Below are 26,925 nucleotides of genomic sequence, written 5' to 3'. Positions count from 1 at the left end.
AGAGATCCGAACGATTAATCGTGCGGATCTCTTTTTTATTACGTAGTAACGATTCTATGACGAGCCTTAATCTTACTCACGGGAGGTTCGGAAGAAAATATATTCTTTTCACCGATTTTATCATATAGACCGGTTGACTTTAACATTTCTTTCGGCTGATGCTGTAACCCGGAAATAACGACTTGGCTATGCGAATCTTTCAAACGTTCGACCACCTTCGATAGTAAAGCTTCTCCAGATGTATCAATAAAGGATACTTGGCTCATTCGAAGCAATAAAACTTTCGGTTTCGCTTCAGCGATGTTATCAAAGGTATCTTCTAATACTTCAGCCGATCCAAAGAAAAGAGATCCTTGCATGGTATATTCCATCAACTCAGATTTGTGAGCGTTTTCAGATGTTTCCGTTAAAACCTTTGAAATCTTCAGTGATCCGCTCATGCGTTTCACGAACATGACAATAGCTAAAAGTAGACCCACGCCTACACCTGTTGTTAAATCGATTGAAACTGTTAATAAAAACGTAGCTACAAGTACAAATGAATCAGCTGACTTGGTTTTTAAAATATGCGCAAATTCTTTACGCTCACTCATATTCCAAGCCACAAACATTAAAATAGGTGCCATACTTGCCAGCGGAATGTTTGATGCATAAGGAGCCAGCATCACAAGGACCAATAAAACAACTAGCCCGTGTATGACTCCTGATAACGGAGAAGCTGCGCCGTTTTTGATATTGGTAGCTGTTCTGGCAATGGCACCAGTTGCTGGAATTCCGCCAAATAGCGAGGTAGCGATATTAGCAATTCCTTGGCCTACAAGCTCTTTATTGCTATTATGCTTGGTTTTGGCCATATTATCAGCAACAACAGCCGATAGTAAAGATTCAATGCCTCCAAGCATCGCAATTACGCAGGCAGCCGGAAATAGCATCACGATGTTATCCCATGTTAAATCTGGGAAGCTAAAAGATGGTAGTTTACTCGGAATGGCACCGTAAGTAGAGCCAATCGTTGCAACTTTTCCTGGGAACAGTGTAATGGCTACAAGTGTGGAGACAAGAAGACCTAGAAGGGCACCGGGAACTTTAGGTAAAAACTTTGGCGTTGTAATCACGATAGCTAAACAAATAGCGGCTATGATGACGCTGTAAATGTTAATCGTTGCAATTTTTCGTAGGATTTCAATCATATTTAAATGAAATTCCTCATGTTTTGCAATTCCTTTTAATCCTAAAAAATTAGCGATCTGACCTGAGAAAATAATAATCGCAATTCCTGCTGTAAATCCAATCGTCACAGGGCGCGGAATAAACTTTATAAATTTCCCTAGCTTAAATATTCCGAGAAGCGTAATCATAATTCCAGCCATGAAGCCGGCAATAATGAGGTTCTCATAACCATATTGCATGACAACTCCAAGCAGCACCGGAACAAATGCACCTGTTGGACCTGCAATTTGAAATTTCGATCCGCCTAATATTGAAACCATAATCCCTGCGATAATGGTTGTATAAATCCCGTATTCAGGTCTTACACCAGAAGCGATGGCAAAGGCCATCGCTAAAGGAATAGCAACGACCCCAACAACCAAACCGGCGATAATGTCTTTTTGTAAATGCCCTGCTGAATAGCCTTGAAATCGGTTATCTTTTAGCATTCGATAAAATCCTCCTTCATGAGCTTACGGTTTCAGCTCGATCTTGGGAATAGCCGTTTACAACGACATCAAGTTTTCCTGTTGAGGGATGAATAACCATTCCAGAAACAAGCACGTCTTTTGGTAATAAAGGGTGATTTCGAATCATATCCACACTGTTTTCGACACTATCTTCTACACATTCAAACCCAGTCAGCCATGATTCTAAATCAATGCCAGCATATTTTAGATTGCGAATCTGCTCCGTGCTAATCCCTCTTTGTTCAGCAGAGGCTAAAATAGCTTCAGCTTTCATGCCCGTCATTCCACATTCATGATGACCGATGACACATACCTCATCAGCTTGCAAAGCGTAGACGGCAACTAATATACTTCTCATGACGCTGCCAAAGGGATGAGAGATAACAGCTCCGGCATTTTTAACTATTTTTGCATCTCCATTTTTTAGCCCCATGGCTTTAGGAAGTAATTCTAACAAACGTGTATCCATACAAGTTAAGATTACTATTTTTTTGTTAGGAAATTTGGATGTTTGAAAAGCCTCAAATTGATTATTTGTTACAAATTTTTCATTAAACTTTAAAACTTCAGATAGACAAGTCATTGTTTTCCTCCTGCATTATTTATTTTTAACTTATTTTTTAGTCTAAAGATAAAGTTTAAAAACGAACTAAATAAAATATTAAAATTTTCTTAAAATATTCAGAAAAAACTTATAAATAAATCAAATTTATATGCGTGAAATTATGTAAGCGTATTCTTTATTTGTTTTTTGCGGAAAAATAGGAATTATATGTTAAAATGGTACAAAGTTGGAATTTCCTAAAAGAATGGTAGAGAGGAGGAAGGCAAAAGTGAAGGCTCTTATAGCAATAGGCATTATTTTCTGTTGTTTAGTAGGGTGCAGTTCTAATGCCCAAGTCACCAACGACAAAGAAATGGGGGAGAATATTCAGCAATCATTTGAAAAAAAAGGTGTAAGCTCAGTGGATGTATCGAAGTTAAGTGATTTTAAATGGGAAAAAGGATATTTATTAACAAACAAAAGCAAGAAAGCCGACGTAGAAAAACTTGTAAACGCACCGATCAGTGAAGAGGCGATGAAAAAAATATCTGCTGCTAATCAAATGCTTGTGTTTGTACACGAAGGAGAAGTTGTCCGCTATGTAGAACTGCCCCAAGATTTCATAGCGCATGATAAAAACCAACTTGAATTTTCATCTTCTCATTCTGAACTAAAACTTAATAAAAAAAGGGAGGGTAAGCCTATAAAAGCAGGAGATAAAACGTTAAGTTCAGAAGATGCTTTAACTGTAGAATCAATTATGAAACAAATTCAATGGAAAAAAGCTGATTACAGCGTCGCTCTTGATCCAGATGTACAGCTTACTTATGAAGGAGTCGTATACAATGTACGATTCACCGCCGAGAATGCAGAACTTACTTCTAAAAGAAGAGGGGTATACGGCAAAGTAACAGGAGAAACAGCACAGCAGCTATATGACATATTGATGTAACCTATTGATTTATCAATAGGTTTTTTTGTGCACATATTTTTTAAATTTACATAAAATGCCTTGATTTTATTGACATTAACGTTAACGTTAATCTATAATAGTGATAGATAGTTAACGTTAACGTCAATGTTAAAGGGAGGTAAAGCGGAAAACATGTATCTAATCGATGACGTGACGAAAATGACCGGTTTGACCAAGCGTGCTCTTCGGTATTATGAAGAGATTGGACTCATTTTGCCCCCGCAGCGCACAAAAGGAAATGCACGGATTTATTCCGAAGAAGAGGTAAAAGAACTAAGAAAAGTAGCAGAAGCAAAAGAAGTTCTCGGTTTTTCTTTACAGGAGCTGCAGCAGTTTATGTCGCTCAAAAGAATGATTGAAGAAAGAAGTGAGCAGCAAGGATTATCAGCGAAAGAGATAACTAAAATAGAAAATTTACTGGAAAATCAAATCAAGATGATTGAATTTAAAGTGGTTAAAATGCAGGCATTTAAAACAGAATTAAAAGAAATGCGAGAATCTGCTATGGAAATACATGAAAAAACAAAAACAAAAGGAGAGATGAAAGAGTGGAAGGACAGCATTCAAATAACCGATTAGGTCAAATTATTACGGTAGTAGCTACTTTTTTAGCATTTATGGGAATCGGGGTAGTAGATCCGATTTTACCGGAGATTGCTAAGCAAATTGGAGCTTCTCATTGGCAAGTAGAAATGTTATTTACTTCCTATTTGCTAATGATGGCTATTATGATGATTCCAGCAGGCATCTTAGCATCACGTGTAGGAGACAAGCGTTTGATGGTAACAGGACTTATCATTGTGACGATTTTTGCAGCCCTATGCGGGTTTTCTAACAATATTCCTCAGCTTTCCATTTTCCGAGCAGGATGGGGACTTGGTAATTCGTTTTTCTTTGCAACAGCTATGACGCTGCTTATTGCATTATCAGGTGAAGTGAAAAAAGCAGTAGGATTATATGAAGCTGCAATTGGTTTAGGAATGGCCGGAGGACCGCTTGTAGGAGGCGTGTTAGGAAATGCTTCTTGGAGATTGCCGTTTTTCGGTACAAGTGCTTTAATTTTTATCGCCTTTATTTTAGTATTAACGATTGTTAAACAGCCTACAAGCACTAAGCCTCGTAAAGCAGCGGGTTTTAAAGACATGGTTAAACTTTATAAATTAAAACCATTTACTCAAGGCGCTGTATCAGGCATGCTTTATTACTACGGATTTTTTACAGTGTTAGCTTATACGCCGCTTATTCTATCGATCGGAGCTCTTCAAATTGGCTTTGTTTTTTTTGGATGGGGATTATGTTTAGCTTATGGCTCAGCGGTTTTAGCACATCAGTTAGAAAAAAGATATCAGCCAAAACAAGTGTTACATGTTAGCTTAATTGTTTTTTCACTTATTTTAATTTGTTTATTTGCCTTTGATGCAACATGGTTGCGTATTGTTTTAATCATGGCAGCAGGTCTTGTATCAGGACTTAATAATGCATTATTTACGAGTCATGTAATGGAAGTATCTCCTTATGAACGAGGAATTACATCTGGAGGATATAATTTCTTAAGATGGTTAGGTGCAGCGTTTGCTCCTTTATTATCCGGAGTTATCGGCAATGCCGTAGCGCCTCAAGCTCCTTTTCTCGTAGCAGCGATTCTTGGGTTGCTAGCTTTTGTTATTATGGTTATAAAAGTAAAAACAATTTCTCAAACGAATGAAGCTGTATCTAAATAAACGTTGAAATAAAAGGCTTTTTCTTGTAAAAAGCCTTTTATTTTGTTTTATGTTATAATAGTAAAAACGTTTTTAATCATAAAAATGAAACTCTTTACCAACTTGTACGTATACTTTATATGTACATAAATCTTTTTAGGAGCGTGATGCCCATGGCCACCTGTCAAAATTGTAATCATAAATGGAACTGGAGGACAACCTTTAACCAACTGTTAACATTTAGAAACGTTTTAGAATGCCCACACTGTGACAAACAACAGTATATCTCTGCAAAATCCCAAAAGCGATTATCAATCTACTCCTTTGCACCCCTTATTATTTGGCTTATTCTCTCACTATTTGACTTTTCCTTTCCATCCATTGTTGTCGCGGAGCTTATTTTCTTCATAGCAGCGGTTATTATGATGCCACTTTCTTATGAAGTAAGCAGCGAAGAAGAACCCTTGTGGTAATAAAAAAACCTTCCGTTAAAACGGAAGGTTTTTTTATGCGGCTTTACCGTCTAGCTGTTGTCCGTGATGGCGCTGATAATACACCCACCCAGCATTCAATAGTAAAAGAACACTGGTTGTTAAGAATACGTAAGGAATTCCTTTAGCTCCGGCAATTTGTCCGCCAATGACTGGACCGGCTAAATTCCCAAAATATTGGGCTGTTTGATTATAGCCAAACATTTTACCTGTAATAGAGTCCGGTACAATTTTCTTTAAATAAGAATTAATAGAAGGTAATAATCCTCCCATTGCAAAACCGAGTAAAAAACGAAGTAAGAATAGCTGCCAAGTACTATGCACAAAGGCCTGCAAGCCGCAAATAACCGCTACGATAAGCAAGCATATTTGAAGCACATTTTGAGGACCCACGCGATCACTGACTTTGCCAAGTTTTGATGCAGCTAAAATATTTGAAATTCCTGTTGCCGCCACGACAAAGCCTGAAATAAGGGCAAGGTGATCGGTATGAGTAGACAGTTGTTTTACATACAGTGTAACGATTGGCTGAATAGCCATAACCGCAAGCTGCAGTAAAAAAGTTGTAACAAATACACCAATCACGGCCTTTGAATTCTTAAGAGACAGTAACCCAATGTTAGATTCTTTCGTCGTTTTCGCCGTCTCTTTTTTGTCTTCTTGAATTAAATTTACAATTAAAAAAGACAAAAACATAAATGCACCCGTAACGAAAAAGACGTGGCGTAGCCCGATTGTATCTCCTAAGTAGCCGCCTACTAGCGGTCCTAATAAAGAGCCTGATACAGCCCCTGTAGACAACGTACCTAATGCTTTACCGCTGTGCTCTTTAGGTGTTTGAGTCGCTACTAACGTAATGGCTGCAGAGATGAAGCCGGAAACGGCCCCCATTAAAAAGCGCAGTCCGACAAGCTGATAGACATTTTGCACAAAACCAATAGAAGTCATAACAATTGCCATACCCAAGCTTGCGCGAAGGAGCATAAGCTTTCGCCCATATTTATCGGCCAAACTCCCCCATAAAGGAGAAACAATAGCCGCCATTAAAAAGGTAGCTCCAAATGCAATACCAGCCCATCTGCTGATGGAGCTTGTATCGTGAACTCCCAGCTTTTCAATATAAAGCGGTAAAAACGGAATAACTAAACTCATCCCGGCTGTGGTGCAAAAAGAACCGAACCAGCAAATGTACAAGTTTCGTTTCCATAATTCCATTCTATTTCCTTCTTTCGTTGTGCCGCATGGCGTGAAAACAACAAAAGAGCGAAACCATACGGCCTGCTCTTTTAGTATACATGCAGCATCTTTTTATCAGTTTAAATTATACCATATATCAGAAATATTTAAAATTAAAATGATTCACTTAGTGAACTATTAACGTGAAATGAAAACAGAAAGATGTCCTGTGTTTACGCTTGCCTTAGAACATAAAGCGACCTTTGGTTCACTTATTACCTTATGCTGTGACAGTGGGAATTATGTAAAGAACTTACGCATCACTGAAAAATGCGTCAGATAATCTGTCCAAAATATACGTTATATCCACAAATTTTGTCTATTTATCAAATAATGTGTAAAACAACCTAACAAAAAGAGTGAATTTTCTGTTTTTTAACTCTATATTAAAACTATGTTCTCATTATTCATAATGTGGAGAGTGTTTTAAGAAGGAGTGTATATTGGAGCAGATGATTAGTACAATAAGTGAAATGATTTGGAGTACGCCGATGCTTTATCTATGTATAGGAGTGGGACTTTTATTTACTATTCTCACTAGATTTGTACAAGTTCGATATTTGAAAGATATGGTTACTTTACTTTTTAATGGAAAAAGTTCTGAATCGGGCGTTTCGTCTTTCCAAGCGTTAACACTTGCTTTATCAGGGCGCGTAGGAGTTGGAAATATTGCGGGAGTTGCAACAGCAATTGCGTTCGGTGGTCCAGGAGCAGTTTTTTGGATGTGGTTTATTGCTTTTATAGGTTCAGCTAGTGCATTTATTGAATCAACACTTGCCCAAATTTAAAAAGTGAAAGATAAAGGAGAATACCGAGGTGGGCCTGCTTATTATATTGAAAAAGGCATGGGGAAGAAGTGGTATGCACTGATTTTCGCTTTTGCCGCATTGCTAGCTATGAGTGTACTTGGACCAGGAGTACAAGCAAATTCAATTACAGCAGGGCTAAATAATGCATTTTCAATTCCGCCTTTAACGTCTGGAATTGTACTTGTTGTTATTTTAGGATTAATTATTTTTGGAGGCGTTAAGCGTATTGCTGCCGTGGCACAATATGTTGTTCCGTTTATGGTCATTGGATATGTTCTTGTTTCGTTAGTGATTATCGGATTGAACATTCAAGCTTTACCAGTAGTTCTTGCTTTAATCTTTAAAAGTGCGTTTGCACTTGATTCTACGTTCGGCGGAGTTATTGGCATGGCTATAGCGTGGGGAGTCAAGCGAGGTGTATATTCAAATGAAGCGGGTCAAGGTACCGGAGCTCACCCCGCGGGAGCAACGGAAGTCTCACATCCTGCCAAGCAAGGTTTGGTACAAGCTTTTTCAGTTTATATTGATACGCTGCTTGTATGCTCTGCTACAACCTTTATGATTTTAATTACAGGTTCTTACAGCACCCAAGCGCCAGATGGTTCGTTCATTGTGGATCATTTAAAAGGAGTTGAAGCGGGGCCTCAATATACGCAGCAAGCAGTTGAGACGGTGCTTCCTGGATTCGGATCAGGGTTTGTAGCTGTTTCTCTCGTGTTTTTCGCCTTTACTACGATCATGTCACAGTATTATATTGCGGAAACGAACTTAGCTTACGTAATGAAAGGCAAACAAAATAAAATAGTATCCATATTCCTTAAGGCAGCTCTTTTAGCCACTACTTTATACGAATCTATCCGAACGGCTGAAACTGCATGGGCATTAGCAGACATCGGAGTTGGAATAATGGTTTGGCTCAATTTAATTGCAATTTTGATTTTAGCTAAGCCTGCTTTAATAACTTTAAAAGATTATCGCCAGCAGAGAAAACTAGGGATAGACCCTATCTTTTCTCCAAGGAAATTAGGAATTCAAAACGCTGATTATTGGGACGAGGAATATCAGCATGATCAAGATAAGGAAAATGTTTCATAAATCAAAAAAGCCAGCTGGGGTTATCCCGTTGGCTTTTTTGATTTATGAAGAAGCTCTTTTGACCGCTTGAAGATGGTAATGATTCGTTCTTTTCGGGTATAATGTGGCGTGAAGCGTCCTCAATTTATTTTCGTTTGAGCATTTATTTATAATAGAAGACATATAAAAGGACGGTGGTATGTAAATGACTAAAAAAGAAAATGAATCCATTTATATTCAGCAGCATTTAGCAAATGAACGAACGTATTTAGCGTGGATTCGAACGTCTATTGCCACATTCGGCATTGGCTTTGTTGCAGGCGGCCTACATTTCAATTCCGGAAAAAAATTAAGTGAAGCAGCCGATACTATTATTACTGCTGTTATTATCTTTTCTTTAGCTGCAAGTGCAGGTTTGCTTCTCTTCTCAACCTATCATTATTTTTCAACCCGCAAAAAAATTAACAGCCAAACGTATCAATCTTCTCACTCTTTGGTTATTTTTGTTTCAATGATTATGCTGATGCTGATCGGCGCTCTTATGTTTTACTTTTTTAACATAGCGTAAAAAAGTTTAAGATGTAAGAAAAAAGGGAAAGTAGTCCCAAAAAATTTACGGTTTTATGAAAGAAAAAGAAGATCTATTGATATGGTGGTAATGGCAGATGTAATTATAATAATATCTTCTTTATGAACCGGCTGTATAATTTTACAGGTTAAATTCTTTGTTAACCGCGGATAATGGAAAAGGAAAGCTTTATAAGCCGAAACTTATCCAATACATGTTGAACATAAAAATTGAATATGAATTTCACTACAGGGTGAAGCGAAAGTAAAGGAGAGCGCTGTTATGATTCAAACATCTAAGACCGTTGCCGCTCGTTTTTTTACGGAGCGTTTCTTTGATCAGGCTGCTCAAACAGCCTACTATTTTTTGTTATCTTTTGTACCGTTTATTATCTTTCTTTTTTCTCTGCTGAGTTTCTTTCCAATTGATACAAACAATTTGCTGATATTTATTGAACCATTTACGCCTAAAAGCGCCTACGACGTAATTGAACGGTCAATTGAAACAGTTAACAATAGCGGGAAAAAAGTTTTATCTTTTAGTTTATTGGCGACTTTTTGGCTCGCATCTATGGCTATACAATCTTTGGTTCGCTCGTTAAATGACGCGTATCATATTCAAAGAAAACAAACGTTTTTGCGCGGTTTAATCAATGATTTAATTTTAACTTTTGGTTTTATGGTTGTGGTAGCTATTTCATTGTTTGTACCAATTATTGAAGAGGTCATTCGACATTTGGTACTAACAAAAGTCCATGTTCCTGATATATGGTTTCAAAGCTGGACGACAATTAGATGGGGAATTGGGACATTATTTTTATTAGGCTTTTTTATTCTTTTTTACAAACTGATGCCAAGCGCAAGAGTAACGTGGAAAGATGTACTTCCGGGAGCTGTTTTCTCTACGCTAGGATGGCAAGTTGTATCTACCGGATTTGGATACTATGTCCAGTTTGGAAGCTACTCGCAAATCTATGGTCAGCTTGGAAGTATTATTATTTTAATGGTCTGGTTTTATTTAACGGCTGCTATTTTATTAATTGGCGGTCTAATAAACGGTAATAAGTTCATCAAAGCTCACAAGACACCGTATAGAGACGCGGAAAATGACTAGGGAAACCTAGTCGTTTTCTTTATATTCAGTTTTACAGTTAGAAAGTTTATCAAAAAAATATTGCGGATAACTATTGAATATCTCGTTGCCTTCCCTTTACACACAACAAAAAAGCAGTAGGAGTTCACGTTGAGATGAGGTGGAAAATTGAATAATTTTAATCGGTTTTTAATCGCAATTATTGGAATTGCAGGACTGATTTGTTCCGGTATGTTAGCACGGATGGTTTATAGGGTTCCTCACCTTTCAAACTGGTTAGAAAAGTGGCAGCATCAGGAGTGGTTTTACTATACAATTTTATCAATAAGCGCATTTTTAGCTGTTATTTTTATTATTTTTCTTTTAACAGGCATATTTAGCAGACCGCCTAAAAAGAATTTAGCAATTGTAACTGGTGAAGGCAAAATAACAATTTCTAAAGCAACGATCGAATCTACAGCTTTACGAGCAATTAGAAGCTTTCAGGGAATACGCTCTCCTGAAGTCCAGGCCTCTATTCATTCTCGCAAAGAAAAAGTTAGTCTGTATATCAACTGTTCGTTGTTTGGACGAGATGGACTACCAACACTAGGAAAAGAGATGCAGCTTGAAACAAAACGCGCCTTGGAGGCCTTACTCGAGCTTCCCGTTCACTCCGTCCGTATTGACTTAACAGATACACAAACACGAAAGAAAGAGCGTGTTGTGTGATGAAGGAGGGACATAATGAGTACTCCAGATAAATTGATTCCGTACCGTGGCCGAGTACTTGGTATTCTGGCAGGTTTAGTGTTGGCAATTTTGCTATTAACAATTGGTTTTGGTCCCACGCTGCTAATTGTAGCTTTTATGGGAATTGGTTATGTAATTGGGAAGTGGCGAGACGGTGATTTAGACATAAATGCTTGGGTAGGATTCTTTACTAAAGGAAGATAGAAAATCACTTTAAGGGAGATGTTAGTTATGGCAGTTAATGAAACAAATACAGCAGTAAAATCTTAGGAAAATACACATCAAAATACATTAACATTTGAAGATCAAGTCATTAAAAAAATTGCTGGAATTGCAGCGAATGAAATTAAAGGGATTTTATCAATGAGCGGCGGATTTATGAGCGGGTTAACAGATCGCTTCCGCAACACTGAAGATATCACAAAGGGGATTAACGCTGAAGTAGGAGAAAAGCAAGTTGCCCTTGATTTAAAAGTAATTGTCGAATACGGAAAAAATGTTCCAGCCATTTTCTCTGAAACTGTTAATAACGTAAAAAAATCAGTTCACGATATGACGGGATTAGAGGTAGTAGAAGTAAATATGCATGTAGAGGACGTAATGACTCGCTCTGAATTTGAAGCGAAAACGGATCGAGACAAAGAGCAGGAGTCAAAGCGTGATCTTGAATAAAATATAAAAGGTAAACACTTCCATTCATCATATATTCTTTGTATGATGAATGAGAAGTGTTTTTTTATGGGAGGGAGAATTCTGTGATTTTGGTTAGTTCCTGCTTAGCAGGTCAAGCTTGCAGATATAATGGAAGCAGTGCCTTAGTTAAGGAAATTGAAGCGCTCGTTGAAAATAAAGAAGCGGTGATGATGTGTCCGGAACTGTTAGGTGGATTTCACACGCCTAGAGAACCGGCAGAAATTATAAAAGGAACGGGAATAGACGTAATAAACGGAAATGCGCGAGTTATTGAACGATCGGGAAAAGACGTGACAGATATATACATAGACGGGGCCTATAACGCACTGAGCATCGCAAAAGAGATAAAAGCTACTGTTATTGTACTAAAAGAAAACAGCCCTTCATGTGGAAGTGAACATATATATAACGGAGCATTTTCAAATGTTAAAATAGCCGGTGAAGGGGTAACGACTGCGTTGCTAAGAAAGCATGGTTTTATCGTTATGTCCGAATCTCAATTTGCAGCTGAAATGCATGGAGACCCATCATAATCAAAAAAAGCGTACACCATGCGTGTACGCTTTTTTATAAAATCTTATTTACTGTGAAGGGTATCTGCTGTGCTTTCTGTTCGTGTTACCGCATAAAGAGCGCAGAAAAGACCAAGCAAAACAAAAATAGATCCGACCCAGCCGTTATAAATAACAGAGTATTGATTAACGACAATTCCTCCAACATAGGAGCCGATCGCAATTCCTACGTGTGAAATCGCTGCATTGGTGCTGATTAAAATGTCCGACGTGTCGCGTGCACTATGAATAATTAAATTGCTTTGAGCCGGTGAGACCGCCCAGCTGAGCGCACTCCAAATAATCATAAGAAGCAAGAACACAACGAATGGCAAATGAACGCCAAAAGGCATAGCAATCATGCTAACAAAAAAGAGAGCAATCATGGTGATAACAGATGAAGAAGGGTTCCATTTATCAGAAACAGCTCCTCCAAGTCCTCCTCCTGCTACGGCAGCAAGACCGAAAATACCATAAATAATGGTCACCATTGTTGTATTTAATCCTAGCGTTTCTTGTAAAAATGGCGTGAAGTACGCATAAAGCGTTAAATGGCCCGCAAGTACAAATAATGTTGCTAGGTGAATAGCGAGCATTTTTTTATTGCGTAAAGCTTTTACCTGAGTTTTTAACGGTACAATTGGAGCAGGAGCTAGACGCTCCATTGTAAACCAAACGGTAATCATAATAATGGCAGTCAAAATTGCAATCATAACAAATACTTGACGCCAGCCAAGCGCATTTCCAATCAAAATACCAAGAGGAATGCCTAAAACAAGTGAGCCGCTGATTCCCATAAATACGATGCCAATTGCTCTGCCTTGGTATTCAGGTTTTACCATTCTAGAAGCCATCGTGGTAGATAATACAATGATAAAAGAACCGCTCGCAGCAGCAAGAATACGTCCAATCAGTAGCATATAATAGCCCGAACTGTAGGCTGAAAATACATTGCTCAATAAGAAAATAAATAATGTCCACATATAAACTTTTTTACGCTCTATCTTAGCCGTCACATTTAGTAAAATCGGCGCAGACAAGGCATAAACAAACGAATAAATAGAGATTAAATAACCTGCTTTTGCTAAGGATACATGAAATGCATCGGCAATTAAGTCTAAGATGCCTCCTAGAATTAATTCGACCGTTCCAACAACAAAGGAAGCAATCGCAAGTATGTAAACTTTTTTATTCATCAAAAAACCCCCTCTTTGAAAAGTTACAACTAGAATAGTAACCTTTTTTAGAAGAGATTTCAATAGGTAATATTAAAAAGGTTACTAATTCATTAGTAACCTTTTTAATATCGAAGTCGAGTAAGCAGCTCCATGATCTCAGAATCTTGAAGAAGCTGCTCTTGATATTTCTTTGTAATATGGGTAAGTGCAACGTCATGATAAAAGAAATCAGCAAAAACTTTTACAAGCGGCTGCGACATGGTTTTTATTGCTTTCCATGTCTCATGTTCAATGCCGGCAAATAAAAGGTAAGCGTCGTCAACAATAATCAACTGCGACGGCTCAAGGTTTTTATGATCATCTATTGGATTTAATGTATGTAAATGTTTGAGGGCAGTCTGCAAGTTTCCTATGGTTAAGACCTCGACGTTTACGCCTTGTTTCTCTTTTTCTTCTAGCAATGAGCGGTAATGTTCTAACTCATCATTCCAAGCGGATAAAATAATAGAAGATTCCGCTTCATGAATCAATTGTTCAATGTGAGCAGAAATAGAGGATTTATCTTTTAAACTCCAAACATGATCATCTGTAAACGTTTTTTTAATTTTATATGTTTTTAATTCATTAATGTCATTTTCAAAATCAGCAGTAAGTTTTTGAATGACGGTTTGAAGGGCTACCGCTGAGTAAAGTTTCTTTTTCCCGGACAATGTATTTACTACAATACCTTTATCAATTAAACGATTAAGCACTTCATAAATTTTTGCTTTTGGAACATGCGAATACGTAACAATCGAACTAGCATCCAGCGGGCCATCATTCGCAAGCAGCGCTTCATATACTTGACTTTCATACTGAGAAAAACCAAATTTTTGCAGCATAATTCTCTATTCATCATCCTTTCTTTTTTTAAGTATATCACGGTTCGTAAAAGTATTACTAATTGTATCAGATATAATAATCTTATTAAACTATGTTCTAAAAAAACATAAAAATAAGATAAGCTATTAAGAGATCTTTTCTACAGTACTAAAACACTCAACATTGGGTAAAGAAAAGAAAGAGGTGAAAAAAATGAAGAAAAATGAAAAACTATTGTTGAAAAAAATGAACATAAAACAGCAAAGAGAAGTGGCTGCTCAGCTTGAAGACGTACTGGATTCCTTACTGTCCCTTGAAGAAAAATTAAGTTCAGCACCTGATAATAGCGAGTGGCTTTCTTTACAAGCTCAGCTTGAAAAAAGAGAACATGAGCTGAAATTCAAGCATAAAATGCTGTGCGAAGAATGGACAGCACTATAAAAGACAGGCATTTTGTCTGTCTTTTATTGCATCTAAATTTTCATTACTCGAATAGGGCTAACCATCAAAATAGCTAAAATAATCATAAGGTAAGGGTTTACGTAATAAAACATGCCAAGCAGTGCGATAATTAGAGCTGGAAAAGGAATAGGAAGCCCTATAAAATAACCTATGGTTGGATTTGCACTAAATTTAGCTAATCTTAATGCGCCCATGCTTGGATAAATCATAAAAGCGAGTACGGTTAGCCAAGAGTGGGGAGAAAGAGTATGAAATAGCATTGCAGGCGCTACGCCAAAGCTTATAATATCAGCCAAAGAATCTAGCTCTACACCAAACTCACTGTTAACTTTTAGCTTTCTCGCAATTTTGCCGTCAAATAAATCGAAAAAAGCGGCTAGAAAAATAAAAAGAGCAGCTAAGCGTTCGTAGCTATTCATATTAAAAGCTATGGAAAATACGCCGCTTAGCAAATTTCCAATCGTAAAGAGATTCGGAACCCATTTTAACAGTCGAAGAATCAATGTCATACAACCGCCTTTCACAGTGTGTACGATTAGTGTAACTGTTAAATCGTATTATTATGTGAGATGTCAGATAAAAAGAAGGTAGTATTGAAACCTGGCTGTCGTTCCTGTAATATATATATATCGTATAATACGATAATAACTAAAAATACGATATAAAGGAGCAGGATCATGAAAGTAGAGGAGTTAAACAGCTATTGGACGTCTATTTATTATCATTTGCACTATACGCATCAAGAGAAAATTACACACCAAACAATACGTCTTTTACAGCATATAGATAAATCATCTTCGGTTGGAATAAAAGAAATTGCGGATTATTTACACGTTTCACATAATACGGCATCTGAACATGTAAAGAGAAATATTGATAAAGGGTATGTATATAAAAATAGAGATATACAGGATGAAAGAAAAGTAATTCTGCATTTAACAGAAGCAGGAAAAGACCTATTAAAACGGAATTCAAGCTTGGATGAAGAAAAAGTATCAGCTATTTTACGCGAAATGACAGCATCTGAAAAACAGCTGATTCAACAGGCTTTTCAGTTATTGAGCGAGCGTGCAAAACATGTATAGTATCATCAAAATTTTAATGTCGGCTCTTATTATTACAGGGGTAACAGAAATGGCCAAAAGATTTCCGATATACGGTGGAATTGTGGCTGCTCTTCCTATTGTGAGTTTACTGAGTATTATATGGTTATCAGTGCAAGAAGAAAAAAAGGAAGTAGTCAGTCAATTTACGCTCGGAGTTCTTTATGGACTGCCAGGCACTATTTTATTACTTGCTGTCGTCTATATTTGTTTAAAAAATTCCTTTCATTTGTTTATGTGTTTATCCATAGGAGTAGTGTGTTGGGGTCTATTTTTGGGGCTTCAAAAGATTTTGTTTAAAATAATTACTACATAAACTGTTGGAATTTAATCCAATTTTCTGTAAAATAAAAGTCTAAGTAAAAGATAGGAGCTGAGTAGAGTTGAGTTTAGCAGAGAAAAAGTTAGGAATTGACCGAGTTGTTTTTATCGGTAGAACGTTTGAAGAGTATAGAGCTATGTTTAATTTGAATGAAAAGTATTTAAAAGGAAAAAAAGTGTTAGATTGTGCTAGCGGGGCCTGTTCTTTTACTGCTCATGCCTTGCAGCAAGGTACGGAGGCTACTAGCTGTGATATCGCCTATAAATTTACGGCAGAAGAGCTTGAAAAGAAAGGAAGCCTGGATTTAATTCATACGATGAATCAAATGCAGCACGTACAGGAACAGTATGTGTGGAAGTATTTTTCGTCTATTGATGATTTAACTGAACATCGAAAAAGAGCATTAAAAGATTGTATTGCTCATATGAAAAAGAACCCCGAAGCCTATCAGTACGGAGCACTTCCTAATTTGCCGTTTCAAAAGAACGAGTTTGATTTAACGCTTTGTGCAAACTTTTTATTTATGTACAGTGACCGCTTAGATTATACGTTTCATTTAGAGGCTTTAAAAGAACTGATACGCGTTACAAAAGAGGAAGTACGTTTGTTTCCTTTAACGAATTTAAGCGGCAAGATTTCTACCTATTTGCCGCAGCTGTTAGAAGAGATTGCGCCTCTAGTAAAAGGAACAGAAATAGCAGACGTCCCGTATGAATTTCAAAAAGGTGCCAATCAAATGCTGAAAATATATGTATAACAAATGTAATGAAAAGGCTGGGACAAAAGTATTTTAGCCGAAGTGAAAAACGAACCCTTGATCAACATGTTTGATGAGTGGTTCGTTTTTTTGTCAGGGTGAACGTAGGTTTCATCTATTTCATTCCTTTTAGCAGTTGATTGGAGGGCAAGGCGAAGACTCCTGCGGGAAAAGCGGAACGGATGAGGCCCCGCAGGAGCGGAAGCGACGAGGAGGCTCACCGTCCGCCCGCGGAAAGCGAAGCCTTGCACGGAAATCAACTGCGTTGTCATAAGCCGTTCAGCTCATGTATCCCATTTGTTCGTCTTTAGATTGGATTCATTGCGTCATGTCTCAACCTCTTTTAACGCTCAAACGTCTTTTAGCAGTTTGAGTATGCTTCGTTATGGTTTCAGATCCAAGCGCTTTAGCTAAACCGAACGAAGGCATATTCACATATACTGATTCATAATTTCCTGCAGGAATGACGTACGTTTCATGATAAATGCCAACTGCATTCGTTTTTGAAGCCTTTTTATAAAAAGAATTCCAAGCTTTTAAGTGCTGAGGACCTTTGGCATAGGAGGTCAATTGATCAACTGACTCCCAATATTGAATCAGCGTGATGGTTCTTAAATTAAAAGACCCTTGCAAAGATAAAAAGCCAAGGTTTTTGTTTGCATACAATTCGCGAATCATAGGAGGCATTGCTTTAAATACAGGGAACCATTTGTGTACGGCTGTCCATTTATTAATACGCATTCCTATAACAAAGACGACCAACTCCTGACCGGGCTTAGCCATCATACGATTGGAATGAATCATAAATTATGCGCCTCCTCATCATATAATTTATTAATCGTATCTTTGCACCATTCTATCGAAGCACACGTTGTTCGTTTACCGTAGTCTAGGGTAATAAGCCAATACGTTCGGTCGGGAGAAGGGCTGTTAGAAATGCTGTCTTCAATTCCGCAATACATGTGATAACGTTCAGTTAGTTTCTGCTGAGCGTTTTTTAACTGGGAAATTGTGAGCTGCTTTTCTTGCTGACTACTAAAAAAGAGTTTTAACAAAATTTCATTTCTTTCTGAAGGGAGCTGCTTAATAGGTTCACGCAGCCAATCTTGCAGAACCTCTTTTCCTTTAGTTGTTATTACATACTCTTTTTTATCTGGTTTATCAGTTTGAGCAACGGAATTGACCGTTGCTAGTTCATCATTCACAAGCTTTTGTAAAGTAGGATAAATTTGACCATAACTGATTTTCCAAAAATGATTTAAACTTTGATCCATTAACTGCTTAATTTCATAACCAGTTCTGCATTCCGTGGTAAGCAGCCCTAAAATTGCATATGTTGTTTGATTTTCCTTCATTTATTTTCCTTACCTATATCTTTTTGATATATATTACCATAAACAGGATAGTATTCAATAAAAAAACGCGAGAGTTATGCACTCTCGCGTCTAAAAAAAGGTTTGTATTGCTGAACCATCATTTGCGAAGCAGCAATAAATAAAAAGATAAAGCCTCCACACATTAGCAACATGACAGCACCTATTCTCCATAAAAGCTTTGGCATCAGCATATCTCCTTTTTTGAAGTTATTACCTATAGTGTAAAGAATAGCTTGCAAAAATTCTAGTCATAACTAGATATAATTTTATGACTTTTTTAGACTGACTCTTCCTTTGGATCATCTTCATCAAAAATAGGAACTTCCGTATATGTTTCTTCTTTTTCCTCTTGTGCAGGCTTCGTTTTGCCAGAAGAAATATCTGATTTAGCGTTTTTTAACTCTTCCATGTCTTTTTGGATTTGGTCCGTGAAATCCTTTGGTATAGCTCCGCTTCCGTATGTAGCTCCGATGTTTAAAGTACCGCCGAGTTCTTTAATGCCAACTTGGCCAATATTGTTGTTTTGTTCGTATTTATCAAGAAAAAATTTATCAATATGAATAGGCGGGGGAGCATTTTCTAAGAGTGCGGCTCTTTGGTGAATCGCTTTTACTTCTTCTTGAAGGGCAGACGTTCGTTTTAGCATGTCCACCTGTACTTTAGTTAAAAGCGGCATGCTGCGTTCTAATGCTGAAACTCTGTTGTCTAGTTCGGTCATTTTTTCGAGATAAGGAGCCATTTTTTTCTCTACAGATTGTTCTACTAAGCTAGCTATATCGGGATAAGGCACAACTTCTTTCTTTTTATCGCGAGGGTTTTGTGTAGAGATAATTTGTTCCAACTGCGCTACTTTTTCTTTAAAAAAATGAAGCTGCCTAGCAGTCTCTTGCATGTCTTTTGTATATGATTGTTCTGTCTCTTTGTGAGCTCTTCTTTGTGAAGATGAAGAATCGTTGGAAAGCGTGGGCTGAGCCTCTAGCTTTTTTTTAAGCATTATAAGAGAACCAATTTGCGGTTCGAGTTTTAAAAAACGGTTCATGTGAACTTCAAGCGTGTTAATGCGCTTGATTTGATGTTTGAAGTCCGCTAGCTCAGTGTGAAGATGTTGGTTAGTCTGTTTGGGGTTGAAAAATCCTTTCATAGACATTTCGCTTCTCCTCATCTTGGGCTTATTTCCGATGTAATAACAGTTAGATAAATATATATTGGTCCAGTTTGGAAATTCACGTTAAATTCTTTGCGTTTATAAATGCTTATGTGAACTATCGAATTTCATTCATAAAACTACTAGGCCTTATTCAATGTGAATACGTTCTTCTTGGAAAAACTGCCTGTGATAAGAAAGAATAAGCAGTCCATTTTCAAATTTCGCACGCAGATGATGCGCATCCGTAGGCTCTGGCAATTCAATAATTCGGTTAAAGTCTCCAGAAGGTCGTTCTTGTACAACCGGCTGTCCTGTGATGAGAGGGTGCGGTGAACCTTTTAATAGAAGCTGGCTGCCTGAAACAGACACGTGCAAATTTTCTTTTAGATAGCCGGGCAAGTCAGCGATAATAATGATTTCATGTGGGGTAACGTAAATGTCAACAGGTGGAAAATTACTTTTAGAAGCCTGAGGTGCCTGATATGAATCAGGAGCATTCATATCCATATTTTCTTTCATAAATTCGTTAAAAGCAGTTTGATCAAAAACACCGTTCCAAAAGTCATTTGTTTGATATTTTTTAGCAAATTCCATCCACTGCATAAGTTTATCAAAGTCCATATGGTTTCCTCCTTACCACACACCATAAAAAGATGGAATTTGAATATAGTTTGAAAGGGAGGTGGTTTAAATGGCAGGTGCATCTATAAATATTAATATTTTAATGCTAAAGATAAATTCCTTTGAAAATGCGTCTGCAGTAAATATCGGACAGAATTTACTAGCAGACTGGAATAATTCAGATAAAAAAACACAGGGATTTGGGCAAAATTTTGGTGATGATAGCGGCTTTATAGGAACGAGAAGCTGTGTCGATGATCGAGATCAAATTGACAGCCCATCATCTTTTCAAAAAGTGCCCATTTCATAGAAAAAGCCTAATAAATATAGCCAGTTCAGATGCAGGTTATATTTATTAGGCTTCTGATTGAATGCTAATAGACGAAGATATGCTGCTAGTCGTGTGCAGTAGAGGAGTAGAGGTAGAGGCGATGAAAAAATTTAAATTACGCTATTTTTAACTGAGTTTGAATCATTTACATCTGAGTCTATAATCCATGAGAACGGAGTTACGTTCGGAGAAAAATCTCCGTTTGATTCTCCCAGACCTTGATTACGTTTATAAGATACGAACACATCAAGCTGCTGATTAGGTCCTATGCTTAAAACAGATGAATTATCCAAAACGTTCACTTTGAAGGCTTGTAAGTTAATGACCATAGGCGAAAAAATCATATGGTTTCCTCCTTATTTATCATTTTTTGTTGCAAATGCATTCACATAATCATTATCTATAGTTTTTTGAGCAGATCCTGCTGTAAAACATTGATCAGCGTGCTGCTGTCCGAAGGCCTGATTTTTCTTTGCTGTGACATATCTTGTAACTTTTAACGTATTTCCAATAGAAATACTGCTTGCTTGATCAGCACTGCGAACGTTCAATTTTCCTAGGTTGATTTTTGTTGAGTCGAATAGCATATTATTCTCCTTTCAAACGACAGTTCTTCTAAGTCTTTAAAAGCTTATTGTAGCTTCTTTGAAAATATGAATAATACATGGATTCATTCAGAGAGTAGAAGTGGTCTACTGTAGCGTATTGTAGTTCTGTGTAAAACGTGAAAAGATTTTAAAACCTCGACAGGAAAAGGAGGGAATAATAAAAATGCACGATATTTTACATGCTGTAAACACATCAACAGTAAAAAGTGTGTTGGCAACGATTGTTCATGTAGAAGGATCCTCATATTTAAAAGAAGGAACGTCCATGCTGTTTCAAGAAAATGGGGAGAACATTGGGATGTTAAGCGCTGGTTGTGTAGAAGCAGATATTGCTGAGCGCGTAAAAGAGTTGTTCCACACTGAGCACGTATTAACCGTTACGTACAATTTAAAAGAAGAAGGTGACGCGGGGTGGGGACAAGGAGCAGGCTGCAATGGAATTCTCTATATTCTCCTAGAACCTGTAACTGCGAGGATGAAGCAAAATCTTTTGCGGGTAAAACGTCATTTAGATAACCGAAATCCTGTTTTACATATTAAAAAATTAGAAAAAAACTTTATTCAAACAACCTCTTTTTATGTAGAAAAGACGGGCGAAACATTTGATGCAAATAGCGACGAATCATCTTTTGCAACAGATGATTGGAATGGGAGAAAGAGCGGTATTCAACTTTCAAATTGCTCCCTGCTCACATATGCTCATCTATATAAACCAAAGCCTCGTCTAGTTATCTGGGGAGCAGGTGCCGATGCAAAATATTTAGTATCACTTGCTGCCAATACGGGGTTTTTTGTTATCTTATGCGACTGGAGACCGGCTTTATGTAATAAGGAACATTTTCCGTTAGCAGAGGAAATACATATTGGATTTCCAGAGGAGGTAGACAAACAATTGTCCATACAAAGCGATGATTTTGTTGTGATCATGACGCATAATTTTTATCGCGATCAAGAAATTCTCTCGCTATTAGAATCAAACCCTGTGAAGTATATAGGGGTTTTAGGATCTAAAAAGCGAACACTTCGATTATTGAATACTGATATTTCTTCACGCATTCATTCCCCGGTAGGACTTTCTATAGGAGCGGTAGGACCGCAGGAAATTGCCGTTAGTATTCTTGCTGAATTAATTCAAAACCTCCGAATGTATGATGAAAAAAAGGGGTAAAAATGTCCGGGTTAAATATTGTTGCTGTTTATCTTGCCGCAGGAGCTAGTAAAAGGATGGGCAGCAATAAGCTGCTGCTGCCTTTAGGGAATGGATGTTTGGGGAGTAAAGCTTTACGAAAAGCGGTTTCTTCAAAAGTGAATCATACGATAGTAGTAACAAAGAAAGGAGATCATCTTGAGTGGATTGACCCTATTCTTTTTTCAGAAGCATATCAGCAGAAGTGGAGTCATACTTCTTGTAGTAGCGCCTTAAAAGGTCAGTCTGCGTCTTTGAAGTGCGGATTAAAAAAAGCAAAAGAATTAAACGCTGATGCTATTATTGTGCTGCTAGCAGATCAGCCTCTTATAAGTATCGTGCTGATAGATACATTTGTTTCTCTGTTTGAAAAATATTTTGCCGTTCCATTTATTTCATCTTTTTATCAAGGAATTGCCAGAGCACCGGTTTTATTTTCAAAACAAATGTTTTCAAGCTTGGATAAGCTGCAAGGAGATCAAGGGGCAAGGAAAATCATAAGACAAAACGAAAATGAAAATGGAATGTTTTATGAATGTACCGAGGCTTCCCTTTTTATGGATGTTGATACAAAACAAGAGTATGAACGCATTAAAAAGATATACAAAGAGAAACGTCGACTGTTTTGATTGATGGAGGTGAAAAGAGTGGATGTTATTGGAAAAAGCGTTATTCGAAAAGATGCATTAGAAAAAGTAACGGGTACGGCTCGATACACAAATGATTACATGTTTAAAGGATCCCTGCACGCCAAAATAGTAGTCAGTCCTTACGCGCATGCAAGAATTCAAGCAATAGACGTCCAAGCAGCGATTGCTATTCCCGGTGTTCACGCGGTTGTGACGGGTGAGCATTTGCCATTAACCGGAGAAGGAGTTCGTGACCGGCGACCGCTTGCATTTGAAAAAGTGCGGTATCACGGAGAAGCTGTAGGCCTGGTAGTAGCAGAAACTCCTGCACTCGCTGAGCGTGGGGCGAGTTCTGTTCATATTCAATATGAGCCGTTGCCTGTGGTTCATTCTCCCAGCGAAGCAATTAAGTCTGAGTCTCCTTTGGTGCATGAAAATATGCACATCTACAAGCACGATGAAACGGTGTATCCAGAGCCCGGCACCAACGTAGCAAACAGAGTTAAAATACGAAAAGGCAATATGGAAGAAGGTTGGCAAAAAAGTGAGTTAATAGTTGAAGAAACATTTTCTCTATCTCCTTCAGATCACGCGGCAATGGAAACGAGAAGCGCCGCTGCTGAAATCCTTCCAAATGGATTAGTTAAAATTATCACTTCTTCTCAAGCTCCTTTTATGGTGAAAAAATTAATCAGTGAGTACTTTAAAATTGAAGCGGGAAAAGTGATCGTTGAAACACCGCTAGTAGGAGGAGGATACGGAGGAAAAGCAACTGTCCAGCTGGAGCTGCTTGCTTATCTAGCTTCCAAAGCTGTTGATGGAAGGCTGGTTAAAATATTGAATACAAGAGAAGAGGATATGCTCACTTCACCTGTTCATATCGGTCTAGACGCTAAAATTAAACTAGGTTGTTCTAAGGAGGGACTGTTACAGGCTGCTGACATTCTTTATTTGTTTGACAGCGGTGCTTACGCAGATAAAGGAACGGACTTGAGTAAAGCTGCAGCAGCTGACTGTACGGGACCTTATCGTCTTGAACATATCTTTTGTGATTCATTATGTGTATATACAAATCACCCTTACGCTTCCCCTTTTCGAGGATTTAGCCACTCGGAACTATTATTTGCGTTCGAGCGCACGATGGACATCCTTGCTAAAAAAGCAGGTATAGATCCTTTGGAGTTTAGAGAAAAAAACGCTATTTTGCCGGGCGATACTACGCCTACACAAGTGCGTTTAACTTCTAGCAGCGTTGGTAACTTACCGGAATGTATTCGTCGCTTGAAGCAGCTAATGAAATGGGAGGAAGGGCAGAGAACGGTTCATGAAAACGGCCTTATTACTGCCAAAGGGATTAGCTGCGTCTGGAAAACGTCGACCATTGAAACAAATGCAGGTTCAGGTGTTATTCTCACATTCAATCCTGATGGAAGCGTGAATTTAATGTCTGGCGTTATTGAATTAGGCACGGGGACAAAAACAGTACTCGCGCAAATACTGGCTGAAAAATTGCAGATGCGCGTGGAACGTATTCATGTGCGAATGGAAGTAGATACTCAAACGACTCCTGAACATTGGAAAACGGTGGCTAGCAGAGGCACTTTTATGGCAGGAAGAGCGGTTTTAGAAGCGGCTGAAGATGTAATTAACCAATTAAAAAAGATAGCTTCTTGTATATTTCGAGCTTCTGAGGAAGATATCGAAATAAAAAATGAAAAAGTTTTTTTACGGGATGAGCCTGAAACCTCCTTGGCCTTTAAAGAAATTGTATATGGCTATAAATATCCGAACGGAAATGCAATTGGAGGGCAAATCATAGGGAGGGGCAATTATATTTTAAGAGGGATGACCTACTTGGATAAAGAAACAGGAGCGGGACGTCCGGGACCAGAATGGACGGTAGCCGCTGAAGGAGTGGAAGTTGAATATAACCCTAGAACGTATAGATATCGTATTGTAAGAGCTATCTCTGTTATTGATATAGGAACCGTGTTAAACGAGAAAATGGCGAGAGGGCAAGTCATGGGTGCGATGAGTATGGGACTATCGTTTGCAGGCAGAGAAACATTTTGGTTTGATTCAAATGGCCGCATTTTAAACCCTCAGCTTCGGAAATATCGTCCTCTTCGCTACGGAGAGCATCCGGAGTACGTAGTAGATTTTGTTCATACGCCTCAATTAGATGCGGCCTACGGAGCTAGAGGAGTTGGAGAACACGGGCTGCTTGGTATGCCGGCTTCTTTAGGAAACAGCTTAACGGTGGCAGCAGAAACAGAATTAAACCAACTTCCGCTTATTCCAGAATTAATTTGGAGAATGAAAGAAGGGAATGCTGATGATTTCATTTGACTTTGAATATCACAAGCCTGCTACCGCTTCAGAAGCAGTTGTCTTATTTCAAGAGTTAGAGAATCAAGGTAAACAACCGCGTTATTATGCTGGAGGTACCGAAATTCTGACATTGGGCAGATTGGATTTGTTTATTACCCATGCTGTCATTGATATAAAAAATATACCCGAGTTTCAAAAAGCAGAAGCTGATGAAGACTGGATGATTTTTGGTGCAGGTGTAACGTTAACTGAACTGGAAGAGAAAAACTTATTTCCTTTATTAAGTAAGTCTGCTAGCGAAGTGGCTGATCACACGGCCCGAAATAAAATAACGCTGGGAGGAAATATTTGTGGGCATATCTTTTATCGAGAAGCGGTATTGCCCCTGCTTTTAGCGGATAGTCAACTCGCAGTGGCAGATCTCAGTGGAATAAACCTCCATTCGATTCACGATCTTTTTCAGCGGCGTTTGCAGCTGAAAAAAGGAGAGCTGCTTGTTCAGGTGTTTGTTGAAACAAAGTATGCTGACCTGCCGTATATGAGTATAAAAGAGCGCCAGCAGTGGGATACAGGATATCCACTAGTTACAGTAGCAGCTTTAAAAACAGAAGAAAACATTCGAGTAGCTTTCAGCGGAGTATGTGCGTTTCCTTTTCGATCAGCTGAAATAGAAGAAGTGCTAAACCATAAAGACACTCCATTAGAAGCTCGAATTCAAACTGCTCTTGAGTATATACCGGCTCCAATTTTAAATGACGGAGAAGGATCGGATCAATATCGCAAATTTGTGATTAAAAATTTATTGTTTGATATTTTCAAAGAGCTGGGAGGAACGTAATGTGCTAAGAGATGAACGGTATAGAATAACAGTTAAGCTAAAGGTTAATGGGGAAGAAAAAATGGTTGATATCCGAACAGCAGATACGCTGCTTTACGTATTAAGAGAAAAGCTGGCCCTTACCGGAGCAAAACCAGGCTGTTTAAATGGAGACTGCGGAGCTTGTACAGTAGGGATAAATCAGCGGCCAATGAAATCTTGCCTCATGTTAGCGGTAGAAGCAGAAGAAAAAGAAATAATGACTATAGAAGGACTGAAGAGTTCACCTATGCAAAAAGCTTTTATTGAACACTTTGCTTTTCAGTGCGGTTATTGTACATCGGGTTTTATTATGAATGCTCATTTGCTTTCCAAACGCCATCCTTCAGGGAGTGACGATATTATAAAGGAGTGGTTAGCTTCCAATATATGCAGATGTACAGGATATAGAGAAATTGAAGACGCAGTAAAATCTGTTTTACACTTTTCGGAGCGCGAGTAAGAAAGGAAAGAGCAGAAATAGAATAACATTTACACGTGTTTAGAATAGTATGTGCTAAGGGTGTGGAGAATGCGGAATGGAAAAGCGGCTTTGAAAAAGAAAGGGAACTTATCTTTGCCATTCAACGAAATCTGGATGTAGTAACAGCCATATTATTATTAACTGGCCATGTGTCGGGCGCCTTTATTTCTTCTGGAAGGTTTACCATTAACGTAAGTGGGCCTATTTTTGGCGTGCCCAAAATAGAACCTGCATTAAGTGAACTGAATCAATCCTCTCAGTTTTTTCATCGTACGGTATCAAAACATTTTTATGTAAATCCTGACTTAGTTGAAAAATTTACAAAGGACTGATTAAAATGTCATTAACAGATATACCTACAGTAAGACCTTCAGAGACGAGGATTTTTCTTATCGCCCTGCCGCTTATTGTTTTTATCTTTTTCTTTACTCAGCCAAAAGCATCAGACATCAAATAATCATGTAGCATAATGGGTGTTTTATCCCTGGGCACACAAGCGGCTTATTTTTCTGTTCGTATCATTGCCTCTTC

The 26,925-nt window shown here is 38.0% G+C and carries 34 protein-coding genes and 2 pseudogenes; 23 read left to right on the top strand and 13 right to left on the bottom strand.

What is annotated here, in order from left to right; all coding sequences use genetic code 11:
• Positions 1-38 precede the first annotated feature (38 nt).
• Positions 39-1,658, bottom strand: a complete 1,620-nt coding sequence (locus tag ACN6NE_RS25115) for a SulP family inorganic anion transporter (protein ID WP_474328012.1) — start codon at positions 1,656-1,658, stop codon at positions 39-41.
• A gap of 16 nt (positions 1,659-1,674) precedes the next feature.
• Complete coding sequence (locus ACN6NE_RS25110; protein WP_013057294.1) at positions 1,675-2,262, bottom strand: beta-class carbonic anhydrase; 588 nt, start codon at positions 2,260-2,262, stop codon at positions 1,675-1,677.
• Positions 2,263-2,512: 250 nt separating this feature from the next.
• On the opposite strand from ACN6NE_RS25110, the gene ACN6NE_RS25105 reads away from it, so the two are divergent.
• The 4 genes from ACN6NE_RS25105 to ACN6NE_RS25090 all read left to right on the top strand — a co-directional run bounded on the left by ACN6NE_RS25105 (position 2,513) and on the right by ACN6NE_RS25090 (position 5,369).
• Positions 2,513-3,175, top strand: a complete 663-nt coding sequence (locus tag ACN6NE_RS25105) for a hypothetical protein (RefSeq protein ID WP_129709916.1) — start codon at positions 2,513-2,515, stop codon at positions 3,173-3,175.
• Positions 3,176-3,328: 153 nt separating this feature from the next.
• A complete protein-coding gene (locus tag ACN6NE_RS25100; RefSeq protein WP_025751711.1) occupies positions 3,329-3,775 on the top strand; it encodes a MerR family transcriptional regulator in 447 nt (148 codons plus the stop codon).
• Complete coding sequence (locus tag ACN6NE_RS25095) at positions 3,745-4,917, top strand: MFS transporter (protein WP_474328010.1); 1,173 nt, start codon at positions 3,745-3,747, stop codon at positions 4,915-4,917. Before ACN6NE_RS25100 ends, ACN6NE_RS25095 begins: the two co-directional genes overlap by 31 nt.
• 152 nt (positions 4,918-5,069) lie before the next feature.
• A complete protein-coding gene (locus ACN6NE_RS25090) occupies positions 5,070-5,369 on the top strand; it encodes a TIGR04104 family putative zinc finger protein (protein ID WP_129709910.1) in 300 nt (99 codons plus the stop codon).
• A gap of 33 nt (positions 5,370-5,402) precedes the next feature.
• Here ACN6NE_RS25090 and ACN6NE_RS25085 read toward each other — a convergent pair whose 3' ends face one another.
• A complete protein-coding gene (locus ACN6NE_RS25085; protein ID WP_028413132.1) occupies positions 5,403-6,602 on the bottom strand; it encodes a multidrug efflux MFS transporter in 1,200 nt (399 codons plus the stop codon).
• Positions 6,603-7,075: 473 nt separating this feature from the next.
• On the opposite strand from ACN6NE_RS25085, the pseudogene ACN6NE_RS25080 reads away from it, so the two are divergent.
• The 7 genes and pseudogenes from ACN6NE_RS25080 (at position 7,076) to ACN6NE_RS25050 (ending at position 12,124) form a co-directional block, all read left to right on the top strand.
• Positions 7,076-8,527, top strand: a pseudogene (locus tag ACN6NE_RS25080) (alanine/glycine:cation symporter family protein).
• A gap of 184 nt (positions 8,528-8,711) precedes the next feature.
• Complete coding sequence (locus ACN6NE_RS25075; protein ID WP_474328008.1) at positions 8,712-9,074, top strand: YidH family protein; 363 nt, start codon at positions 8,712-8,714, stop codon at positions 9,072-9,074.
• Between the two features lie 282 nt (positions 9,075-9,356).
• Positions 9,357-10,187, top strand: coding sequence for a YihY/virulence factor BrkB family protein (locus ACN6NE_RS25070; RefSeq protein WP_129709658.1), 831 nt, complete (start codon positions 9,357-9,359; stop codon positions 10,185-10,187).
• Between the two features lie 147 nt (positions 10,188-10,334).
• Positions 10,335-10,877, top strand: a complete 543-nt coding sequence (amaP, locus tag ACN6NE_RS25065) for an alkaline shock response membrane anchor protein AmaP (protein WP_474328005.1) — start codon at positions 10,335-10,337, stop codon at positions 10,875-10,877.
• Between the two features lie 15 nt (positions 10,878-10,892).
• Entirely contained in the window at positions 10,893-11,102 is a 210-nt protein-coding gene (locus ACN6NE_RS25060; RefSeq protein WP_129709654.1) for a DUF2273 domain-containing protein, read from the top strand.
• Between the two features lie 93 nt (positions 11,103-11,195).
• Positions 11,196-11,570: pseudogene (locus ACN6NE_RS25055) on the top strand (Asp23/Gls24 family envelope stress response protein); the annotation flags it as partial.
• A gap of 83 nt (positions 11,571-11,653) precedes the next feature.
• Positions 11,654-12,124, top strand: a complete 471-nt coding sequence (locus ACN6NE_RS25050) for a 2-thiouracil desulfurase family protein (protein ID WP_129709652.1) — start codon at positions 11,654-11,656, stop codon at positions 12,122-12,124.
• Positions 12,125-12,168: 44 nt separating this feature from the next.
• Here ACN6NE_RS25050 and ACN6NE_RS25045 read toward each other — a convergent pair whose 3' ends face one another.
• On the bottom strand, positions 12,169-13,338 hold the full coding sequence (locus ACN6NE_RS25045; RefSeq protein WP_474328002.1) for an MFS transporter: 1,170 nt from the start codon (positions 13,336-13,338) through the stop codon (positions 12,169-12,171).
• Between the two features lie 104 nt (positions 13,339-13,442).
• Complete coding sequence (locus ACN6NE_RS25040) at positions 13,443-14,201, bottom strand: TrmB family transcriptional regulator (RefSeq protein ID WP_016764340.1); 759 nt, start codon at positions 14,199-14,201, stop codon at positions 13,443-13,445.
• A 193-nt stretch (positions 14,202-14,394) separates the two neighbouring features.
• Between ACN6NE_RS25040 and ACN6NE_RS25035 the strand changes: the two genes are divergently transcribed.
• Positions 14,395-14,622: a hypothetical protein gene (locus ACN6NE_RS25035; protein WP_129709648.1), complete on the top strand. Its 228-nt coding sequence runs from the start codon at positions 14,395-14,397 to the stop codon at positions 14,620-14,622.
• 32 nt (positions 14,623-14,654) lie between these two features.
• Here ACN6NE_RS25035 and pssA read toward each other — a convergent pair whose 3' ends face one another.
• The gene (gene pssA, locus ACN6NE_RS25030) at positions 14,655-15,146 is read right to left on the bottom strand and encodes a CDP-diacylglycerol--serine O-phosphatidyltransferase (protein WP_170959531.1); all 492 of its coding nucleotides are present in this window, start codon (positions 15,144-15,146) and stop codon (positions 14,655-14,657) included.
• A 174-nt stretch (positions 15,147-15,320) separates the two neighbouring features.
• On the opposite strand from pssA, the gene ACN6NE_RS25025 reads away from it, so the two are divergent.
• The 4 genes from ACN6NE_RS25025 to ACN6NE_RS25010 all read left to right on the top strand — a co-directional run bounded on the left by ACN6NE_RS25025 (position 15,321) and on the right by ACN6NE_RS25010 (position 17,099).
• Positions 15,321-15,728 (top strand): MarR family winged helix-turn-helix transcriptional regulator, encoded by a 408-nt coding sequence (locus ACN6NE_RS25025; protein ID WP_129709646.1) that lies wholly within the window; start codon positions 15,321-15,323, stop codon positions 15,726-15,728.
• On the top strand, positions 15,721-16,062 hold the full coding sequence (locus ACN6NE_RS25020; RefSeq protein ID WP_474328000.1) for a DUF3147 family protein: 342 nt from the start codon (positions 15,721-15,723) through the stop codon (positions 16,060-16,062). Before ACN6NE_RS25025 ends, ACN6NE_RS25020 begins: the two co-directional genes overlap by 8 nt.
• 67 nt (positions 16,063-16,129) lie before the next feature.
• A complete protein-coding gene (locus ACN6NE_RS25015) occupies positions 16,130-16,825 on the top strand; it encodes an SAM-dependent methyltransferase (protein ID WP_075421669.1) in 696 nt (231 codons plus the stop codon).
• A gap of 136 nt (positions 16,826-16,961) precedes the next feature.
• Complete coding sequence (locus ACN6NE_RS25010; protein WP_474327998.1) at positions 16,962-17,099, top strand: hypothetical protein; 138 nt, start codon at positions 16,962-16,964, stop codon at positions 17,097-17,099.
• Between the two features lie 59 nt (positions 17,100-17,158).
• On the opposite strand, the gene ACN6NE_RS25005 is transcribed toward ACN6NE_RS25010, so the two are convergent.
• The 5 genes from ACN6NE_RS25005 to ACN6NE_RS24985 all read right to left on the bottom strand — a co-directional run bounded on the left by ACN6NE_RS25005 (position 17,159) and on the right by ACN6NE_RS24985 (position 19,969).
• Positions 17,159-17,629 (bottom strand): DUF4188 domain-containing protein, encoded by a 471-nt coding sequence (locus ACN6NE_RS25005; protein ID WP_129709640.1) that lies wholly within the window; start codon positions 17,627-17,629, stop codon positions 17,159-17,161.
• Positions 17,626-18,180, bottom strand: a complete 555-nt coding sequence (locus ACN6NE_RS25000) for a PadR family transcriptional regulator (RefSeq protein ID WP_129709638.1) — start codon at positions 18,178-18,180, stop codon at positions 17,626-17,628. The genes ACN6NE_RS25005 and ACN6NE_RS25000 overlap by 4 nt, the downstream gene beginning before the upstream one ends.
• A gap of 74 nt (positions 18,181-18,254) precedes the next feature.
• Positions 18,255-18,386, bottom strand: a complete 132-nt coding sequence (locus tag ACN6NE_RS24995; protein WP_013057274.1) for a hypothetical protein — start codon at positions 18,384-18,386, stop codon at positions 18,255-18,257.
• Between the two features lie 92 nt (positions 18,387-18,478).
• Positions 18,479-19,348 (bottom strand): hypothetical protein, encoded by an 870-nt coding sequence (locus tag ACN6NE_RS24990; RefSeq protein ID WP_474327996.1) that lies wholly within the window; start codon positions 19,346-19,348, stop codon positions 18,479-18,481.
• Positions 19,349-19,495: 147 nt separating this feature from the next.
• On the bottom strand, positions 19,496-19,969 hold the full coding sequence (locus ACN6NE_RS24985) for an Hsp20/alpha crystallin family protein (protein ID WP_474327994.1): 474 nt from the start codon (positions 19,967-19,969) through the stop codon (positions 19,496-19,498).
• 70 nt (positions 19,970-20,039) lie between these two features.
• On the opposite strand from ACN6NE_RS24985, the gene ACN6NE_RS24980 reads away from it, so the two are divergent.
• On the top strand, positions 20,040-20,279 hold the full coding sequence (locus ACN6NE_RS24980; protein ID WP_013057271.1) for a hypothetical protein: 240 nt from the start codon (positions 20,040-20,042) through the stop codon (positions 20,277-20,279).
• A gap of 131 nt (positions 20,280-20,410) precedes the next feature.
• On the opposite strand, the gene ACN6NE_RS24975 is transcribed toward ACN6NE_RS24980, so the two are convergent.
• Both ACN6NE_RS24975 and ACN6NE_RS24970 read right to left on the bottom strand, forming a co-directional pair.
• On the bottom strand, positions 20,411-20,644 hold the full coding sequence (locus ACN6NE_RS24975; RefSeq protein WP_013057270.1) for a hypothetical protein: 234 nt from the start codon (positions 20,642-20,644) through the stop codon (positions 20,411-20,413).
• 12 nt (positions 20,645-20,656) lie between these two features.
• Complete coding sequence (locus ACN6NE_RS24970) at positions 20,657-20,887, bottom strand: hypothetical protein (RefSeq protein ID WP_474327992.1); 231 nt, start codon at positions 20,885-20,887, stop codon at positions 20,657-20,659.
• Positions 20,888-21,071: 184 nt separating this feature from the next.
• Here ACN6NE_RS24970 and ACN6NE_RS24965 point away from each other — a divergent pair, with 184 nt between their 5' ends.
• The 6 genes from ACN6NE_RS24965 to ACN6NE_RS24940 all read left to right on the top strand — a co-directional run bounded on the left by ACN6NE_RS24965 (position 21,072) and on the right by ACN6NE_RS24940 (position 26,726).
• Positions 21,072-22,076 (top strand): XdhC family protein, encoded by a 1,005-nt coding sequence (locus ACN6NE_RS24965; RefSeq protein WP_474327990.1) that lies wholly within the window; start codon positions 21,072-21,074, stop codon positions 22,074-22,076.
• 2 nt (positions 22,077-22,078) lie between these two features.
• Positions 22,079-22,723 (top strand): NTP transferase domain-containing protein, encoded by a 645-nt coding sequence (locus tag ACN6NE_RS24960; protein ID WP_474327988.1) that lies wholly within the window; start codon positions 22,079-22,081, stop codon positions 22,721-22,723.
• Positions 22,724-22,741: 18 nt separating this feature from the next.
• Positions 22,742-25,072, top strand: coding sequence for a xanthine dehydrogenase family protein molybdopterin-binding subunit (locus ACN6NE_RS24955; protein ID WP_474327986.1), 2,331 nt, complete (start codon positions 22,742-22,744; stop codon positions 25,070-25,072).
• Positions 25,059-25,892 carry an FAD binding domain-containing protein gene (locus ACN6NE_RS24950; protein WP_474327984.1) on the top strand — a complete coding sequence of 278 codons (834 nt, stop codon included), beginning with the start codon at positions 25,059-25,061 and terminating at the stop codon, positions 25,890-25,892. Before ACN6NE_RS24955 ends, ACN6NE_RS24950 begins: the two co-directional genes overlap by 14 nt.
• A gap of 1 nt (position 25,893) precedes the next feature.
• Positions 25,894-26,373 (top strand): (2Fe-2S)-binding protein, encoded by a 480-nt coding sequence (locus ACN6NE_RS24945; protein WP_474327982.1) that lies wholly within the window; start codon positions 25,894-25,896, stop codon positions 26,371-26,373.
• Between the two features lie 62 nt (positions 26,374-26,435).
• Positions 26,436-26,726, top strand: coding sequence for a hypothetical protein (locus tag ACN6NE_RS24940; RefSeq protein WP_474327980.1), 291 nt, complete (start codon positions 26,436-26,438; stop codon positions 26,724-26,726).
• Positions 26,727-26,925: the final 199 nt, after the last annotated feature.

This window comes from Priestia sp. 53B2, from assembly GCF_056099005.1.
This window is presented reverse-complemented; position numbering and strand designations above follow the sequence as displayed.

Excerpts from the sequence above, each read along its gene's own strand:
- ACN6NE_RS24995 (WP_013057274.1), bottom strand. The coding sequence starts at position 18,386 with ATGCCAAAGCTTTTATGGAGAATAGGTGCTGTCATGTTGCTAATGTGT.
- ACN6NE_RS25100 (WP_025751711.1), top strand. The coding sequence starts at position 3,329 with ATGTATCTAATCGATGACGTGACGAAAATGACCGGTTTGACCAAGCGT.
- ACN6NE_RS25070 (WP_129709658.1), top strand. The coding sequence starts at position 9,357 with ATGATTCAAACATCTAAGACCGTTGCCGCTCGTTTTTTTACGGAGCGT.
- ACN6NE_RS24965 (WP_474327990.1), top strand. The coding sequence starts at position 21,072 with ATGCACGATATTTTACATGCTGTAAACACATCAACAGTAAAAAGTGTG.
- ACN6NE_RS25035 (WP_129709648.1), top strand. The coding sequence starts at position 14,395 with ATGAAGAAAAATGAAAAACTATTGTTGAAAAAAATGAACATAAAACAG.
- ACN6NE_RS24960 (WP_474327988.1), top strand. The coding sequence starts at position 22,079 with ATGTCCGGGTTAAATATTGTTGCTGTTTATCTTGCCGCAGGAGCTAGT.
- ACN6NE_RS25075 (WP_474328008.1), top strand. The coding sequence starts at position 8,712 with ATGACTAAAAAAGAAAATGAATCCATTTATATTCAGCAGCATTTAGCA.
- ACN6NE_RS24990 (WP_474327996.1), bottom strand. The coding sequence starts at position 19,348 with ATGTCTATGAAAGGATTTTTCAACCCCAAACAGACTAACCAACATCTT.
- ACN6NE_RS24980 (WP_013057271.1), top strand. The coding sequence starts at position 20,040 with ATGGCAGGTGCATCTATAAATATTAATATTTTAATGCTAAAGATAAAT.
- ACN6NE_RS25115 (WP_474328012.1), bottom strand. The coding sequence starts at position 1,658 with ATGCTAAAAGATAACCGATTTCAAGGCTATTCAGCAGGGCATTTACAA.
- ACN6NE_RS25085 (WP_028413132.1), bottom strand. The coding sequence starts at position 6,602 with ATGGAATTATGGAAACGAAACTTGTACATTTGCTGGTTCGGTTCTTTT.
- ACN6NE_RS24950 (WP_474327984.1), top strand. The coding sequence starts at position 25,059 with ATGATTTCATTTGACTTTGAATATCACAAGCCTGCTACCGCTTCAGAA.
- ACN6NE_RS25040 (WP_016764340.1), bottom strand. The coding sequence starts at position 14,201 with ATGCTGCAAAAATTTGGTTTTTCTCAGTATGAAAGTCAAGTATATGAA.
- ACN6NE_RS24985 (WP_474327994.1), bottom strand. The coding sequence starts at position 19,969 with ATGGACTTTGATAAACTTATGCAGTGGATGGAATTTGCTAAAAAATAT.
- ACN6NE_RS25025 (WP_129709646.1), top strand. The coding sequence starts at position 15,321 with ATGAAAGTAGAGGAGTTAAACAGCTATTGGACGTCTATTTATTATCAT.
- ACN6NE_RS25090 (WP_129709910.1), top strand. The coding sequence starts at position 5,070 with ATGGCCACCTGTCAAAATTGTAATCATAAATGGAACTGGAGGACAACC.
- ACN6NE_RS25020 (WP_474328000.1), top strand. The coding sequence starts at position 15,721 with ATGTATAGTATCATCAAAATTTTAATGTCGGCTCTTATTATTACAGGG.
- ACN6NE_RS24975 (WP_013057270.1), bottom strand. The coding sequence starts at position 20,644 with ATGATTTTTTCGCCTATGGTCATTAACTTACAAGCCTTCAAAGTGAAC.
- ACN6NE_RS25000 (WP_129709638.1), bottom strand. The coding sequence starts at position 18,180 with ATGAAGGAAAATCAAACAACATATGCAATTTTAGGGCTGCTTACCACG.
- ACN6NE_RS25110 (WP_013057294.1), bottom strand. The coding sequence starts at position 2,262 with ATGACTTGTCTATCTGAAGTTTTAAAGTTTAATGAAAAATTTGTAACA.
- ACN6NE_RS25005 (WP_129709640.1), bottom strand. The coding sequence starts at position 17,629 with ATGATTCATTCCAATCGTATGATGGCTAAGCCCGGTCAGGAGTTGGTC.
- ACN6NE_RS25045 (WP_474328002.1), bottom strand. The coding sequence starts at position 13,338 with ATGAATAAAAAAGTTTACATACTTGCGATTGCTTCCTTTGTTGTTGGA.
- ACN6NE_RS24970 (WP_474327992.1), bottom strand. The coding sequence starts at position 20,887 with ATGCTATTCGACTCAACAAAAATCAACCTAGGAAAATTGAACGTTCGC.
- ACN6NE_RS25060 (WP_129709654.1), top strand. The coding sequence starts at position 10,893 with ATGAGTACTCCAGATAAATTGATTCCGTACCGTGGCCGAGTACTTGGT.